This window comes from Colwellia sp. Bg11-28 (genome assembly GCF_002836245.1).
GTDB classification, from domain to species: Bacteria; Pseudomonadota; Gammaproteobacteria; order Enterobacterales; family Alteromonadaceae; genus Colwellia; species Colwellia psychrerythraea_A.
This window is the reverse complement of record NZ_PJBA01000006.1, coordinates 479,510-496,240: the sequence shown is the minus strand read 5'-3', so window position 1 is coordinate 496,240 and position 16,731 is coordinate 479,510. Positions and strand designations below refer to the sequence as shown.

12 protein-coding genes are annotated in these 16,731 nt (G+C 31.6%); 6 read left to right on the top strand and 6 right to left on the bottom strand.

Translation table 11 applies throughout. From position 1 onward, the window contains the following. Positions 1 to 10: 10 nt before the first annotated feature. On the bottom strand, positions 11 to 1,081 hold the full coding sequence (locus CXF79_RS09105; RefSeq protein WP_101154710.1) for a hypothetical protein: 1,071 nt from the start codon (positions 1,079 to 1,081) through the stop codon (positions 11 to 13). A 500-nt stretch (positions 1,082 to 1,581) separates the two neighbouring features. Between CXF79_RS09105 and CXF79_RS09100 the strand changes: the two genes are divergently transcribed. Genes CXF79_RS09100 through CXF79_RS09085 form a run of 4 tightly spaced genes read left to right on the top strand, consistent with a single transcriptional unit; the run spans position 1,582 to position 7,408 of the window. After that, on the top strand, positions 1,582 to 3,567 hold the full coding sequence (locus CXF79_RS09100) for a hypothetical protein (protein WP_101154709.1): 1,986 nt from the start codon (positions 1,582 to 1,584) through the stop codon (positions 3,565 to 3,567). After that, entirely contained in the window at positions 3,560 to 5,533 is a 1,974-nt protein-coding gene (locus tag CXF79_RS09095; RefSeq protein WP_101154708.1) for a hypothetical protein, read from the top strand. Before CXF79_RS09100 ends, CXF79_RS09095 begins: the two co-directional genes overlap by 8 nt. Continuing rightward, positions 5,526 to 6,086 carry a hypothetical protein gene (locus tag CXF79_RS09090; RefSeq protein ID WP_101154707.1) on the top strand — a complete coding sequence of 187 codons (561 nt, stop codon included), beginning with the start codon at positions 5,526 to 5,528 and terminating at the stop codon, positions 6,084 to 6,086. The genes CXF79_RS09095 and CXF79_RS09090 overlap by 8 nt, the downstream gene beginning before the upstream one ends. Continuing rightward, positions 6,083 to 7,408, top strand: a complete 1,326-nt coding sequence (locus CXF79_RS09085; RefSeq protein ID WP_101154706.1) for a site-specific integrase — start codon at positions 6,083 to 6,085, stop codon at positions 7,406 to 7,408. Before CXF79_RS09090 ends, CXF79_RS09085 begins: the two co-directional genes overlap by 4 nt. A 69-nt stretch (positions 7,409 to 7,477) precedes the next feature. On the opposite strand, the gene CXF79_RS09080 is transcribed toward CXF79_RS09085, so the two are convergent. From CXF79_RS09080 to CXF79_RS09065, 4 genes are all read right to left on the bottom strand, one after another. Beyond that, the gene (locus CXF79_RS09080; RefSeq protein WP_101154705.1) at positions 7,478 to 8,560 is read right to left on the bottom strand and encodes a hypothetical protein; all 1,083 of its coding nucleotides are present in this window, start codon (positions 8,558 to 8,560) and stop codon (positions 7,478 to 7,480) included. A gap of 102 nt (positions 8,561 to 8,662) precedes the next feature. After that, positions 8,663 to 11,005 carry a DEAD/DEAH box helicase gene (locus tag CXF79_RS09075; RefSeq protein WP_101154704.1) on the bottom strand — a complete coding sequence of 781 codons (2,343 nt, stop codon included), beginning with the start codon at positions 11,003 to 11,005 and terminating at the stop codon, positions 8,663 to 8,665. Continuing rightward, positions 11,002 to 11,700: a hypothetical protein gene (locus CXF79_RS09070; RefSeq protein ID WP_101154703.1), complete on the bottom strand. Its 699-nt coding sequence runs from the start codon at positions 11,698 to 11,700 to the stop codon at positions 11,002 to 11,004. Before CXF79_RS09070 ends, CXF79_RS09075 begins: the two co-directional genes overlap by 4 nt. A 207-nt stretch (positions 11,701 to 11,907) precedes the next feature. Beyond that, positions 11,908 to 12,255 (bottom strand): hypothetical protein, encoded by a 348-nt coding sequence (locus tag CXF79_RS09065; RefSeq protein ID WP_101154702.1) that lies wholly within the window; start codon positions 12,253 to 12,255, stop codon positions 11,908 to 11,910. A 108-nt stretch (positions 12,256 to 12,363) separates the two neighbouring features. Here CXF79_RS09065 and CXF79_RS09060 point away from each other — a divergent pair, with 108 nt between their 5' ends. Together CXF79_RS09060 and CXF79_RS09055 are read left to right on the top strand one after the other, a co-directional pair. Then, the gene (locus CXF79_RS09060) at positions 12,364 to 12,612 is read left to right on the top strand and encodes a helix-turn-helix domain-containing protein (RefSeq protein WP_332871597.1); all 249 of its coding nucleotides are present in this window, start codon (positions 12,364 to 12,366) and stop codon (positions 12,610 to 12,612) included. 102 nt (positions 12,613 to 12,714) lie between these two features. Further along, positions 12,715 to 13,323, top strand: coding sequence for a BRCT domain-containing protein (locus CXF79_RS09055; RefSeq protein ID WP_101154700.1), 609 nt, complete (start codon positions 12,715 to 12,717; stop codon positions 13,321 to 13,323). A 750-nt stretch (positions 13,324 to 14,073) separates the two neighbouring features. On the opposite strand, the gene CXF79_RS09050 is transcribed toward CXF79_RS09055, so the two are convergent. Continuing rightward, positions 14,074 to 16,650 carry a toll/interleukin-1 receptor domain-containing protein gene (locus tag CXF79_RS09050; RefSeq protein ID WP_198560052.1) on the bottom strand — a complete coding sequence of 859 codons (2,577 nt, stop codon included), beginning with the start codon at positions 16,648 to 16,650 and terminating at the stop codon, positions 14,074 to 14,076. Positions 16,651 to 16,731 lie beyond the last annotated feature (81 nt).

The following is a 16,731-nucleotide window of genomic DNA, read 5'->3' as shown; positions in this document are numbered from 1 at the left end:
ATATATTTTCTCATATTTTATCAACTAAATATGTTTTTCCTCTACCCCACTTACCAAAAACACCAATCATCATACCGCTTCTTTCCGGTATATTAATTATGATAGATGATAATGTTTTAGCTATTGCTTCAACCCCAAATGATGGTTTAGCTGTATTTAAGTTTATCTTGGTGGGAATAGAAACAAGATTAGGTATTAACTCTTTAGGAGACATACCTTTCAGCCAGTTCTCAATGTACTTATAAGATTGAGATTTCATGTCCTTGGCAAGAGTCAAGGTGCGCCTGGGTTGGGGGAAGTCCTGCATATCATTGTTTGCAAGCTTCAAAATTTTAATATTACGTCTATATTTAAACCAATCAAGATCATTGGATATGTCTTTATTATCCCCTAAATCAATAACTTTACTAATGACTTTTACTAAAGCAACCGGGCGGCTTCCATTCTTAATTAAAACAATATCATTGATATTCATTTTATTGCTGAAGTTGTTCACTGTATTAGCTGATGAGGATATCCCGTGACCAATCAATGATAATTTTTCTAGTAATTCAGTTTCTCGTCCCCAATCTTGTTGATTTGGGTGTAATTGCATATGCCAATATTGAGTTACTTTATTTTTATCATCGCTTTTACCAGGAGACTTTTTATTTATCGATATGACTTCATCAAAAATGTAAACAACATCACCATTTATCTCAATATCTTCTCCATATTTTTCTTTTAATGCATGTATAGCTGAAGAGTTATTTGACTGAACCGTCCCTTTGTAATCGTACAAGACAAAATGAGCTAAAACACTTTCATTTATTTCATCAGCGATAGATTTAAGTCTTAACCCTCTATCTTCATACTCAGCAACAGCATAGTCATCAAAATTTTCAACCCTTCCTGTTTCGCTCATACCAGGAAATTGAGATGCATCATAACCTTCAAAGATCTTATTGCTCTTATCGTTAGGATAATTGTCCATGAAGTCTTTTTTACTTAAAGCATTCGGGTCATCGCCATCCGATAGATCATATGGAACCCCATCTTCTCCCCACACACCAGCATCTCTTCCTTCTTGGTAAGTACTCATCTATCTTCCTAATAATAACCAACTAATTTATAACACTTTAATTGATTATTAATAATAAATAAACTAATAAGACAACAATGTCAGTAGGAGGAAAGGTAGTAAGATATTAGTAGTATGCATAGTTCAAATAGGAATATTTTGTATGCTTTAAGCCGCCAACAATTATCACTCAAAATTGATAAAACAACTAACAAACTAATTTATGCTCGATAGTAAACAATAACTATTAAATTGCCCCTTCTTACCAATACTTTTGATCTTAATTACCCTTATTTGGAAATGTTTTCAAAAATAATTACCAACTTAAAGTAAGTCCTTTTACCTCGAAATAAGTTAGACAAACCATTTTACTAGTTTGTTTTCAAATGATTAATCTTGTTCTCGAATTAATAAACACTAAATTATATACGATAAAAATCAGCAACTTACAAATAAAACCCACTTGCTTTTTATCATTTTTGTCTGCATAGTTTTTATAAATAAGTGAGAAGGGATAAAAAATGCATACAGAAAAAAACAATAAATCGGTCCCTAAAAGACAAATTTCAAACGATGGTGCATCTAAAGAATCAAAGGTAATTCAAGAAAAGCTTTCTTTATTAACTACCCTTGTTGGAACATATAAATTAGCTGAAAATTTATTTTTAAACATTACTTCTAATGTTAACAACAAGGGATTTAGGCTTATTCACATTAATATAGCTATCAAAATTCTCAAATATCACTACGAACATAACCTCGTTGAAGAGTCAAAAAGATTATTCTCCTTTCAGGACTCTTTAATAAAATATTTTGAATCTGTGACAATTAACGGAAAATTACCTTCTCAGTTAGCTAACATAACTAAGAAAGTATACTTGTACTTCATTTCAGTTGATTTCTTTATTCAAGATAATGACTCTAAACAATTTAATATTTTTGATATTTGCCCACAAAACGCAAGTGATGTTACTGCTCAATTAAAATTAGTTCTTAAAACGATTTGTCCAAATGAAGAGATTTTAAATGCCACAAAATTATTTATAAGATCAAAAAATGTTGAAAAGAATTACTTAAGAGTTTTTGTAAATGCATTCCAAGAAATTTCATCAATAGATATTCATTGGTCAAAAGATGCCATTGAGCAAGGTCTAAATAATTTCAGAGACAGCTATGATACCGAGTTAGGTTCAATGAATACTAAGTATTATGAAACTAGCCGGGCGATTGAACTATTTCAACACTTGAAGGATATTGGTTTACTAGATAAACATATTCGCTTAACCAACAACATCAAGAAGCCTTCTAAATCTAGCTTAATGAGAAGTACAAACCCAACTATAGCTGAGATCAATATTGACGAAGTAAATAAAGAAAAATCTTTAACCTCCGCTAAATCACTTATTGATGAGTTCTATGCTAATTTAGTACACAGACTTGATCAAATGGTTTCCATAGCACAGGAGACGGTGTTCTATTATTATCAAATTAAACTCCCTCACCTTAAAAACAACCAGAAATTTAACGGTCTTGAAAACGAATTAGCCAGTGCAATGCAACTTATCATTACTGACGAAGAAGGAATTAACCCAACTTCTTTATATAATCTAAAAGTAAAGATAGATAAAAATTCTCCTAATTCAAAAAATGAATTTATCAAAATAGAAGATGACGGTACTGTAAGGTTTAATGTAATAAAATGGAGACAAAGAAGGCTTCAAAAAAGAACAACAGATGCATCAAAATTAGCTCCTCCTACCGACATTAACCCACGTAATATTAATGCTTCTTTTTGCATCCAGTTTGCAATCGAGTTAACCGAAAAGAAACGTAAAGAGCTTAAAACAAATTTACTTTGGATAAGAAAATCACAAACAATTTTAAGAAAAGATAACTCTTTTGATTGTGAATTTCGTCAGTTTTGTACTAACAACCTACCGCCAGAGTTTTCAAATTTAAAGCCTACCCTCATGAAAGTAAGAACTTCAAGAGCAATAGAAATTTACATTAGAACAGATGGTGATGTTGTCGCAGCAGCAACTTACCTAGGGAATAAAGTAAAGACCACATTAAGCACTTATATTCCCTTGTTTTTACAGGAGATCATGTACAGAAGAAAGATCTCAGTTTTTCAACACATCTATTTGATATTGGCCACAGCTTTAGAACCAGAAAAACTAAAATTGCTAGGTATGTCACAAGAATCCTATGACAAATGTATCCTTGAGATTTATGACAACAAAGACTTTGGTGGCCCACTTTTCGAAAAGTTAAAGCCTATTGTGCCAACAGAAGAAAAAGTTGAATCTGAATATTTTTTTGTATGTTCCGTAGAGAACTTTGCCTTCATCATTAACTACTTAAAACATGAAAAAGACGATGGCAGTGAATTCTATACTGTGTGCAAGAATGCATTGAACAAAGCTGTTTCAGCCTCTATTCAACACAAAAAAATGATTAGAGATGCTGAGTTATTGCTTGACGGTAGAGGTAATAGTCATGAATAAACACTCTTCAGCCATAGAGAAAAATATAACTGAATCTCTTGCAAAAAATGGAACTAACTGGATTGCAAATGATATAAATGCATCATTTTGGAATGTGGCAAAATTAGAAAAAAACATTGAAGTAGATTCAAATACTCCTAAGTCTCACTTAACTGAAATAATATTCAGTAAAAAAATAAGTTCTTTCGGCATACTAACAGATGAGATTTACTGCAATATATTCGCTGATTTACAACAATGTCTAAAAAACACATTCGAAAGCAATTCAATAAGTAAACCATACCAGTTGGCAAACATAAATCGAAATATCATATCATTTATTGTCTCTGTCAATGAATGTAGAGAGCTTAATGATTTGCCTCCAATTTTAGCGTTAAATCAAATTACTGAAGAAGATTTTTTTGATTTCATGGAGTCATTCCAAACAAAAGCGGAACAGTTTTATGCAGTTGTTGATGAATTAAAACTGATTACACATCAACCCACAAATAAAGATTGGGAAAATATTAATTCAAAATTAAAACTGAGATCCAAAACTTTTTCGATAATAAAGGCTCGAATAAAAGCATCTAAGTTGAAAGAACTGTACATATCCAATAGCAGTACAAAAAAAGAATTTGATGATGCCAACATATCGAGAGGTATTCACGAGCTTACGCTAGTAAATAAAAAAACAGTTCAGAATATCACTTCAGACCTAGAGCACTTATTTAATAACTCTCAAGATTTGAAATTTCCGATTAACTTCTCTCCCTATGAAACTCTTGGTGGTGAAGAAGGTTTAGCAACGTTATTTGATGGTTTTCAAAACGAAGTAAAAACAGCAGCAATGCCTTTAGAAACCGCTTTTCATCTAATATCACAATCAATGAAGTTCCAGATAAATTATGGACCATCATTACTGAAGTATTTGAAAGATATAGATCTACATTATAAAAATAGAGCTAAATATTATGCCAAAAGTACGCTTTTAAAAGAGTGCTATACAAGAGAGCGGTTATTTCTCATAGTAAAGTGTCCTGTCGAGCTAATTAGCCTGAATATTAGTATATTAGGCTTAGAGCACGAAGTTAAAAGAGACACCTCGCCAAAAGGCTCTATAAGCCTGGTGAATGCGATACAGTTGCATCTAGCATCCATGTATATACTTCTGCTTGCATATTTAGCAACGCGAGAGTTTTCCATTCTTTTATTAAAAAGAAACTGTTTTGAGCACTCACCTCTTGATGGTTTATGTGATGTTAAATTCAAACAACAAAAAGCTTCTACCTTTAATCTATTAGAAACTATTCATCGTCCCATACCAGCTCAAATATATGAGTTGGGGTTACAGTACTGTGAATTTTCACAATACTTAGAGGAACGATATGGGATAAACCATGATGATGAGAATAGCTACTTATTTACTAACTTTCACAATGCAAAAAAATTAATAACACGTCATTTTTGTCCATCAGATGACGATTTTATTCCTGAGCATTTATATTCAGATACGATGCAATCATGCCTAAATCATTTCAGCGATTGGTCAGGAGTCCCCTTAATAGATGAAAAACGTTGGTATGCTACTGAACACCAATTCAGACGTTTATTCGCAATACTCTATTTTAGTTTGACAAATGAAGAAGGTATTGAAGAATTAAGTTGGTTCTTAGGGCATGAAAATTTAGAAATGACTTTTGGGTATGCCGAAATACACCCAAGTAGCGAATGGATGGATGAAGCAATAATTTCAATAGCCAAACGAGCGGTAAAAATAAATGAAAATTTGAATGTTGATAAAGCTATTAGCAATATTGTAGAACTAGCTAAGGAAAAATCGATTAAATTAAACCTTCAACTTGAGGACGTTGTTTATCATGCAATAAACGAAAGAATTAAAAAAACAGGTGAAGAGGTTCATTTCAAGCGATGTGATGACAAAACAATCTACTTCTATTTTACTGAAGGTGCTAACAATGCCTAAGTATCAAAAAGGAGAAACATCTCATGAAAACGTTAGAAACAGCGAAAAAATTACTAATAGTATAATTACAAAAACAAAATTATTAAATGACGCTTTTACATTAGATAAAATGCCATGTTACATACCACTCAATTCCAAAAGAACAAAGCTCAATATTGGTGATATTCACTCTTGGGAAAACAAAGAATTTGAAGTATTCAAATATACCGTTAACACGGCAAAAACAGAAAAAAATGAACCTTTCTTGAATGAACTTTTAGATGCAATTTATAATTTTAATAAGAAAATCCCACTATGGGTAGCTTCTGAAAATATCGAAGATGAACCAAAGAAAAAAAGTAAATATAAGACTAGAAACGACCTAGTATTAGAAGGTAAGGAAAAGGACGAGACAATTGAAATATTAAACAATAATGTCGTTGAACTGTTCCGAGCTTATGAACAACTAAAAAGCTTTATCGTTACTCAGAATTTTGAGAACAAGCAATACCATAACTTATTGAAATCTCATTGCAATGTTAATAAGAAAGACAGGTTTAAAATAGTAGAATGAGTGAGGTATTCATAGCAAAATCACCAAGGCTCGATTTTCTTAAACTTAAGCCCAACGATAAATTTAAATATCCTTTTTTATTAAACAAAGACAAATCATTTAACTGGGAGGCCAACCAGTACATAATGAAATATGGCGGGGGGCCTATAAGTTATGGCATTAGACCACAACCTAACAATATAATTGAACAAACTAGAAGCATAAACATACTATTCAACTTTATTGATACTATTAAAGGTATTAACGAATACAACTTCAATGATGAATGTTTTTATGATTATGTCACACACTTAAAATCACGAAATATCGATAACGGCACAATAAAAGGTCATGTAAGAGTAGCTATTGATTACTTTTTTTTCTTACAAGAGACTCATCAGGATTTATTTTTAATCACACAAAAAACAGCTCATGCTGTAAAATACTCATCTCATGTAACAAAAGAATCTTTTAATGCTGGTGGTAAAGTTATAACTTATTTTGACCATCAATCTATTAAAGGTTTAGTCACTATACATGAAGAAGTTGAGTATATAAGAGATGACGAGTTTATCGATTGGCTTGATGCTATTCACCACACAACTGAACACCCTAATCCAGATAAATTGCTAATATTAAGGTGGGAATCTATCAGTTATTTGCTTGATGCGACAGGCTCAAGAATTAGTGAATTAGCGGATATTACTCGCAGTATGATAAAAGAAGCTTATGATCCACTGGCAAGTGCTGACGAAGAAAGTGATTTAAACTCAATACCAGTTAATAAAGGAAAATATAAAGGAAAAAAAAGAAGTGTTCCTGTCTCTAACGGTACATTACAGCTAGTCATGAGTTACATACAGTTTATTGAAACGCAATGGCCAGACATGAAGCATGATAAGCTTTTTGTGAACGTAGATAATGGTAAACCACTGAAAAAAAGTTATTTAAAAAACTACACATTAAACGTTATAAACAATAGTAAATATGCTGATGAGCTAGCACATTTAAATAATCACTCATTTAGGCATCGTTTCATCACTCTAAACGTTGCAAAGACACTTAAAAGCTATAATACAGAAGCCGTATTTAGCAACATTTTAACAGTAGCCATGTCTGCTGCTAGAAAGTTAACATTACACGCCTCAAATTCAACGATGGAACAATATGTACACTTAGCCCAACTGTATAACCAAAAATTGACTTTAGCTACAGAGAAAGTAAGCCGTATAGTCAGAACTGAAATAACAAAATTAAAAAGAATCGTTCAAAAATATGAAAATAACAAAATTTCTAATGATGAGGCTATGGCTAGCCTATCAACTATAATTAATGGGATTTGAGTGACATAGTAAGTTCAATCCCTACAGGTGGCAATTGTAGGACAAAAATAGCAGGGTTTATTTTAATTGTTAATAATCCACACGATCAACTAAGACTTTACCGCGCCACTGAGCTAGATACATTGAACCGTATGACTCATAAGATTCAATATTTAAAGCAACGTCTTCCGATAATGATTCTTTATATTTTTCGCTCCATTTCAATAAATTATCTAAATTTTCACTATCAAATTCAACTTCATTTTTAAAGTGATTGTGTAAATGTTTAAATCTATCTATAGGATTGGGATGTGACTTTATATGCCCCATAGATGGCATAATTTGTTCTTTCACACTTTCGTAGATATCCAAATATACAAAAAAGAATAATGCTCTATTAATAAGATCGACTTTCATATCAGGGGTGTACATAGGTCTTTCAATAGCATTTATGTCAGCATCAAGCTCCTCTTTCTGTGCATAAGAAAAAAATTTATGAGTGATATCATCCGAGTTTATGGCCGATAAATATTTACCTTCTATTAAATTTGCATTATCAAGGTGACCTAGGAAGTGGTGTGCAAATTCATGTCCTATAATAAATTCTAATTGTCGATCTGTGTGGTATTTAGCAGCATCATGAATTTCTTCAGGAACTTTTCCTCTAGGATCCATATCAAAATCAACAGCTTCACTTTGCAACATCGTTCTAATTGCAATTTTGATTGCTGCCCCTTTCACTTCAATAGGAACTTCCATATTGTCAAAGTCTAAAAAGGCTATATTCATAAAATATAAAAAATATCGCAATGATTCCGACACAGTAATTATATTTCCAAAATCGGTTTTTTCAATACTACCATTAGGGTTCTCGCAAAAAACAAATCCAGCAGTTAACTCTTGCGCCTGAGTATACTCATCGTCCGCTAAATGTTTTATATAACTTTCAAATGGCTTAACATCAAAATAATTACTAAAGTTCCAGTTATTTCCCGCTTTTATCATTTTATGCCTAAAGACCCTATATATTCTCATATGATCAATAGCTGTATCAGCTCTAACTTTTAGTAAGAAATCACTAGCTGAAGACACATTAAAAATACGCTCAATTTCTTCGTTGCTACAGAGTGATCTATAGGAACCTTTGGCAATACTTTCTTTATCTAAATCCAATTTAAAACTCCATATAATTTCAATTTTCGCTTAAACCTAGTTCATTACTTCTATTCTTTGCTCAAATAAAAATAATTTAATAGAACTATTAGATAGCGAATACTATAAATAACGCTCAACAATTTTTTTGATGTGAAAATTATTTCTCACATTAATATTTTCATCAAATATTATTTCATTTTCATCAATAGATAATACAAGTTCCTTGATCTTTTCAGCTTCTTCAATTGAAAAACCATATCTTAAAAGCCATATTTCTTTTTCGTCATTAGTTCCATATTTAAAATAATTTACCATTTCAGAAGCTCTCACATCTTGTGAAACTTCATGGTACTGATCAAAGGCTGCGATAAATACGTCAGCTAAAGAAAATGATATAACCTTATCTAAAAAGTCATATGTATCATATACAATTAAATCATAGTTAAAGTCACTTATAGTCTTCCTTCTAAATCTCGAAGGAAGTGGACTTGTTAATTTCGAATCAGGAAGAGAATGTGGTATTGCTGAATATGTTATTGCTAATTGCCCAATTAATTTGTTGCATTCATCTAGTGGTATTATCCCTGCTTTATGCTGTTTTCTAATTTTCCTTTGCTCATCTTGCTTTGTTAAGTAGCTATACCTCAAACCTAAAAGCTCTTTGAACGTCTTTCCTTGGATCTGCCATAATAATATTGTGATTGATGCTGATAGAACTGTTTTTTCACCTAATTTCAGTTCTCTCCCTAAAGATAGTTCATAGATCCCAGCAAAAGCTGTTTTAAGCTTCAGCCTTTCCGTCTTTGTCATATCTTGATATGCGCTACCATCAATTAACTTTCCATCCCTAAATAAAAAATCAAGTGCTCTAACAATCAGTAAATAGGACTCGGAGGATCTTAACCTATCAGTTTTTTTATTAGGTAAATTATATTCATCATTAAGTTCACCTTCTCTGACCGCATGAATAAATTCACTTAAATCATCAGGTAAATCATGTGAACCTTCGTCTAACTGAGATGAGGTGCTTAAGGAAGAACTTTCAATTAGCTTTTCTACAAAACTCTTAACATTTCTTACGATTATATAACCATAATCAAAATTATTTTTTGTATTTGTACTTCGACCAGCTCTCCCAATTAAGTTTTTAAGTCCAAGAACCCGATCCTCTTTAGTACCAGAAAAACGGACGTTTTCTACCCAAACTATATCAAAAGGCATATTTACCCCTTGCGCTAAAGTAGAAGTCGCAAAGCAGATTTTAGAAAAACCAAGATTAGTAAATTTTTCAATTAAAAAGCGCACTGCCAATGGTATTGAACCATGATGAATAACTACCCCTTTACGCATTAACTCTACAAGCTCAGAGTCCTTTCCTTTTGCGCCAATAAGTTCTTCTATCTCATCAATAATCTCATTTGCATCAGTGTTTACAATAGCAGAACAAAGTGCAATATAGTGCTCAAAAGTATCTTCAAAGCTCTTGTCGTAAATAGATGTCTTTGTGATGTAAATAAGGACACTACCACCACTGACCAATTTTTCTTGAACAACATCATATGGAAAATCGCACTTATTATTTTTTAGATGTGCATCTTTAATAAAAGGTGAAAAACATTCAAACTTGTTAGTTTTTTTATTAAAATTTAAATATATTTTTCCAACAGAATTCTGCTGATACCGCTCAAAGGCTGAATCTTTTTCAAAATCATGTTTTATTAGCTGTGCTTCAGGATTTTCAATAAATGGATGAGCGAAAACCTTTTTGGCTCCTGGGAATATCTTGGCACTCCTTCTAACAAAAGCGTCAAACGTTATCCCTCTAATTTTCTCTTCAGAAATCTGAGCTTCATCAAATAAGAACAATGACGGTTTATAGCTATCAGGTGACTTGAAAATTTCCGAAGCTCTTTCTGGCGTTACAATAAAGATTCTTCGTGATGTTTTATTTATATTTACGTCATCAACAAATTGAAGAATCAAAATATCTTTTTGATCTTTGACAATTTCTCTTACTGCTAAAATATACTCAGCTATTAAAGCTCTAGATGGTACAACAATAATAATGTCGCCACTTTCCTGTTTGATTAACTCTCTAAAAAGAAATGACTTCCCTGCACTTGTAGGAGCAGAAAATGAAAAATATTTATTAGCAATTATTTTTTTTCTGATACTAGCTTGCACAGGTGTAAAGCTTTGCCCCGTTTCACTTTGAATTGCTTGAGAGAAAATAGAGTATGAAAAACTTAATAAATCTTCCGGCTCGTCTGTTTTATAAAACAAACCTAACAGGTACATTAGTTGTTTTTCTTCCTTTTCAAAGTTATCTGGATGAAAACGTTTTAAATAAGATAATGTTTCAAGATCTTGTTGATCAATAGGTCCCATTTCATGAAGTTTTGCAAATAAAGTTGTAAAAATAGCATCAGGGGATTCAAGGTTGATTAAGTCATTAGGCTTCATGCTTTCACCCCTATGATGTATAGCTCATCACAGCTCTTACTTAGCTTCTGCACATTCTCATTATTTAATGTGTTTTTTAAAATTTGCTTATAGTTATCGCTATTAATAGAAAACGCTACAATGCACCCTCGCTTTCTTTTTATTAAATTATCAATAGCGGTACTACTTCCAAAATTAATTAAATGGACCGCATCAACACCGTCTTTTCCTTCCTTTAAAAATCTAACAACCTGTTCTGCGGATGTAGTATAGGAATTACCTGAACTAGTATATTTAGCCTCACCAAAAGAGAACTTATCATTTGGACTTAAGGTGTGAAAATCGAAACCATGATTATTGGATGTTTTTTCTTTCCAAAGCTCTGATAAAGGAAGAACACTATGATTGTAGACTTGATTTAAGCACTCCCCAGAACTCATTGATATCATAAACTCACCAAAATCTTTGGTAACTTTATTATTAACAGAGGTAAATATATGAACTAGTTTAGCAATAGTCTTGTGTGTAACTATTGTATAGGATGCTTGAGCCACAGGGCTGAGTTTTTGAATCCAAGAGGTGTTAGATATTTCATTCAATAAATCATGCGCTCGTCTATTCACATCTATTATTTGAATCGAAAATAGATATGTATCCGCGACTGCATCTACAGGTAAGTCACTTGCTTGTACTTTTTCTTGATAAGTTATTTTCACTTAAAATCCATTTTAGAAAACTTCAAATAAAAGCACCTAGGTATTTATTGAAGAAAGCATTTATATGTTACTAACATCTCATATTTTCAGTTACTTAGAAATATTTATATTTACATTTGTTGATTTAAAACTACTTATTTAAAATGTAATATATAAAATAGTGATGATGATACATCAGACTGATAATTAATACTTTTCCACTTTCATCTAATAATCAAAAGCCGAAATTAACTTAGATTTATTTCTATTTTCACGCATAGCTAAAATTTGGTTTAACTTGAGAGAGTTGATCCTCATAAGCAGAAATTCAGCACATGATACTTCAGTAACAATAGGTGAATTAGATGTTTCAAATAGATCTCCTTCTTTAGTTAAAAAAACATTCCCTCCGCACAATTCAAGCTCTAAAGTTATTAGGGATTTTCCAACTTGAAATCGATTCGTATTGTCATGAATCACTTTGCCTGTAAGAAATTTTATATCAGATTGCTTTTCACGACTTACACTATCTAGTACTGATATCAAAACACCATCATATAAATATGTTCTTTCCATAATCATTACCTCTAAACCGTATTTATTTTAATTAAAAATATATAATTTCGTTTATATTAACCAATACACTTAGTCCCTAATTTGGGGACACGATAACATGTCACTATTATGGGGACAATGATAAAATCAATAAACACTGAAAAACACCAAAAGCTACTAGATTGGCTGAAGAAAGGGAGACTTAATAAAAGCCTCTCTGTGCGAGAACTCGCCTTGATAATAGATGAGCCTTTTCAATTTATTAGCAAAATTGAAACAGCCCAAAGAAAGCTAAGCATTCACGAATACGTACAATATTGTGAGGCTTTAAACTTAGATCCCGTTGAAGGATTAAAAATACTAGCCCAAAGACAATGAGATAAACTTAGTAAAGGATAATTTAAATAACTATCAAATAATTAAGCATTGCTAAGACATCTACACATTCTACGATTAGGCCAACAAAACTCTGGAGAGAATATGGAAATTTTCACACGATTTAATAGAAAAAACATTCAAGATAGACAAATAGATACTCTTATTGGATTAAGCAAGGGCTTAGTTGCTGATGGTAATGTAAACCAAAGCGAAGCTGAATTTCTTTTAACATGGTTAATCCAAAACCAGCAAAATTCAGAAAATCCAATAATAGATAACCTACTTCAAAAAGTGGCAATTATGCTTGAAGATGGTGTATTAGATTCAGATGAATCAGAAGAGTTAAAAAATATCTTACAAGCTATTTCAGGTGAAAGTTCTGAAATTGGAGAATTAGCTAAAACCACCTCATTACCAATAGATGCTCCTTTACCTAAAATAGACTTTGATGGTGCATCCTTTTTGTTTACTGGCACATGTGCATTTGGCACCCGAAAAGATTGCCAGGCAGCAATAGACGAGCTTGGTGGTGTTAATGCAAACAGTGTTACTAAAACACTTAATTATCTTGTACTTGGTACTTATGTAACTGATAGCTGGGCACATGAAACATTCGGACGTAAAATTGAAAAAGCAATTGAATACAGAGATAGCGGTATGCCATTAATAATCATCACTGAAGAGCATTGGGCAAATGAGGCTGGAGTCTAATTAGTTTAGTGAACAATTAACAGTTGCTATAGTTAAATCCTTATCAATCTATGCACAAGGATACTTACTCTATATTGATATTTTGTGTAAGTTACCGTCAATAAAAGTTGAATAAATATTCCTGCATTGAATATTTATTCAATCAACAAATCTTACCTAATATCGATAAATTCAATTTGAATGTAACAATATTCACATAGAATCGCATTACAAGCTCGGTTTAACGTTAAAATTAATAAAACCACTTTAAACTCACAAAAACAAACACGTAAGCAACTGAATAATGAGAAAATACAACAAGATTAATTACAGAGCTAACAGCGTCAAAACGAAGAGTATAAGACACTGAAAAATAGAGATTAAATTATTTAAATCATAATTATACACATCCGAACAATAAATAAAAAACTACTTTGAACGAATAAAAACCCAACGTGAATTCCTTATAAATAAGAACGAAAAATATATTTATTTTCCGGTAACTAATTATGCTGGAAAAACAGCAATAGAATAATTATTTAAAGTCAGTTAAAAGCTCATTGCTGCCGTTGACCTTTAATTTTTTATGTTAACTTTGAGTCGTGTTTAGTAATAAACAGACTTATCTCATGTCAAGCCGTTTACCTAACGTGGACCTAGATATTTTAAGATTCTAAATAAAAAAGCCCAATATATAAATTGAGCTTTTTTGTAGTAATAACATGAATATCTAATCTAAATTGCTAATTTTAGTTAGTGCTATCAAATAAATTATCCTTTACCTACAGTCTTAAGATCTAATTGCCTTTGTCTTTTGGTTGATATTCCTAATAAATTCTCTAACTTTTGCTTAGTTTGATATTCAACAGGAAACATATAGGTATGCTGAACAACAATTTCTTTTAATATTCTAGTGCAAACACTGTTATTTTTTAATTTAAAGGCCGTTTTGGATATCTCATCTGTATCTAACTTTCTATTGAATTGTAGATCAATAGATTGACGTATTAAAGTCAGTGCTGGAGAATTAGAATCTTCTTCTAATGCTTTATATATTTCAAATGCTTCCTTAGAGCCAACAGAGGATGCAATTTTCTTAATTACGGAGCTAACAACACCATAGATCAGATGATAATACATCTTCTTTGCATGGTCGTTAATTTCGGCATCAGATATAGTAGGTGACTCTTCAATAAGGTTTTTAACAACATTAACAATTTCCACTTTAGTAGCATCAGAAATGGAAATAAAATAATCTAAGAACCTAAGTCCTGTTGCTGTACCATTTTGAGCCAAATCATAGAGAGTATCTCTAGTAAGAGATGCATGTCGATTTTTAATAATTTGGCCTGCAACATCCATCCCTTTAAAAGTCTTATTAATACTAGCAAGAATGTCTTTTGGAACATGATCATCTTCAACACTGGAGATTTCACTTGAATTAGCTATTTCAAATCTGTCAATTTCATCTTTTCTCTGATTTCTTAATGCTCTTACTTTTTCTACTTCTTTTGTTTCCATAACTATATCGGGAATTTGGCCAATAAAATCGTCCATAAAAGATAGCTCTTCTTTAGTGAGCATAGCTTCTGTTTGTGTAGAAAATAAAGTACTTAAAACTGAAGATACATTTTCAGTTACCCAAGGTTCTTTTGAGTGATGAGTAATAAAAACGACAATGTTTGCAAAATCTTCACGATGCAATCCATTTAATATCTCGCTAAAAACGTTTCGAATTGCCTCATCATTTGAATACCCTTCTGCAATTTTCCTTGCGGAGAAAAAATAATATATATAAGGATAAGAAAAAGAAAAAAGACCATCCCTTTCTTTTAGTATTTGAGCTGAAGTTAGTATTGAAACTAAATGACTCGGATCAACGGGTAAAAATATTTTATTATATGACTTGCCAAATTCTTCAAGTTTATGTTGATTCAATGGCCCTTTATTATTAAATATGCTCCATGCAAGTTCTGTTAAAAAGTTTAAACATTTAGATGTTTCACTATCATCTTTTACATTTGCTTTTTCTAAATGTTGATAAATTAACTTCTGATAGCAATGCCCATGAGAAGTCATTTCTAAATTATGACCTTCATTCGTCTCCAATATTTGCATAAGCATTAAAATATTGACTGGCTTAGCTGGCATTATGTTTTTTCTAATTATGGAGTTCAGGTAAACGGTAACTTCTTCACATCTTTTATATAAATCATGTTCGTTTATTGTTTCTTCAACACCAAGAGATAACCATTTTTTCGCCATTTCCTCTCTTTTAACATGCCCTAAATTTTGAATCTCTATAGAGTGGTACTCAGAAAGGTGGTTTGATTCAGAAGACATAAAAGCATATGAGTCATGAGCTGTTATCACTACGCAATTAAACATCGACTCTATATTTACGAAGAAATGATCAAGGGCTTTATTATTTAGTTTAATCTTATCCAAATTATCCAATAGCAATATTTTTTCTGGATATTCAATGTACTGTTCAAAACTTAAATTATCATATTGTTCTTCAATAGCTTTTTTTAAATATTTAGACAAATCTGATTTATTTACATTTGCTTTAAAAATATCAATATAAACAGGCAATACACTATTTTTTAATGAATTTTTATATTTATTTTTAAGTAGCGTTGTTTTCCCTTGTTGCTCTTCTCCTAGTAAAAAATAATAACCTTTTGATTCTAAGTGCTTTTCTGAATTCACATATTTAATTTCATCTTCATTTACATCAGATGTAACCATTAGGTCTGGAGTTACATAAATATGGCTTAGAAGTACATTATCTACTTTTCTATGTGAATATGAGAGTTCTGTATCATCTAGCCAATTTAATGTTTTTTCGTTAGCAGAAATGAAGGTCGTTAGGTCAAGCTGCTTATTAAGTTCTTTTTTTTTTGGTTTGAAATCAGCTAGCACCTTTGCCAATTGTTCCACTACAAATTTCCATGCAGTATCAGTATCATCCCATAACTTTACTGCTTTACCGTCTTTTGGGAGACCTTGAAAACCGCCAAATGGAGTGTTTGTCCATACGCAGTCTCTAACAGCAATTGGTATTAACCTGGCAGTTCCTTCTTCTTCTTTTTCAAATGCTCTTTTTGCTTCAACTTCAAAACAATACTCTGAGGCTAAAAAGCTTGGTGTAATGAGAAATAAAATCATATCCGCATCTTCCAAGTTTTGATCTATTTCATCTTTCCATTTATCACCAGCGTTAATGTCTCTATCATTCCAAATGGAGATATCACCATTGCGTTTTAAAGATGATAAATGCTCAACCAAGTCTTCTTTGAATGCTTCATCTTTATGGCAGTAGCTAATAAATATTTTTTTACTCAAGGGAATATCCTTATAGGTTAATCTTAATTAAATAGTCTCATTCTAGAGCAGTACAAGCAATATTAAAAAATTAATAAAATC

Excerpts from the sequence above, each read along its gene's own strand:
- CXF79_RS09105 (WP_101154710.1), bottom strand. The coding sequence starts at position 1,081 with ATGAGTACTTACCAAGAAGGAAGAGATGCTGGTGTGTGGGGAGAAGAT.
- CXF79_RS09100 (WP_101154709.1), top strand. The coding sequence starts at position 1,582 with ATGCATACAGAAAAAAACAATAAATCGGTCCCTAAAAGACAAATTTCA.
- CXF79_RS09095 (WP_101154708.1), top strand. The coding sequence starts at position 3,560 with ATGAATAAACACTCTTCAGCCATAGAGAAAAATATAACTGAATCTCTT.
- CXF79_RS09090 (WP_101154707.1), top strand. The coding sequence starts at position 5,526 with ATGCCTAAGTATCAAAAAGGAGAAACATCTCATGAAAACGTTAGAAAC.
- CXF79_RS09085 (WP_101154706.1), top strand. The coding sequence starts at position 6,083 with ATGAGTGAGGTATTCATAGCAAAATCACCAAGGCTCGATTTTCTTAAA.
- CXF79_RS09075 (WP_101154704.1), bottom strand. The coding sequence starts at position 11,005 with ATGAAGCCTAATGACTTAATCAACCTTGAATCCCCTGATGCTATTTTT.
- CXF79_RS09065 (WP_101154702.1), bottom strand. The coding sequence starts at position 12,255 with ATGGAAAGAACATATTTATATGATGGTGTTTTGATATCAGTACTAGAT.
- CXF79_RS09060 (WP_332871597.1), top strand. The coding sequence starts at position 12,364 with ATGGGGACAATGATAAAATCAATAAACACTGAAAAACACCAAAAGCTA.
- CXF79_RS09055 (WP_101154700.1), top strand. The coding sequence starts at position 12,715 with ATGGAAATTTTCACACGATTTAATAGAAAAAACATTCAAGATAGACAA.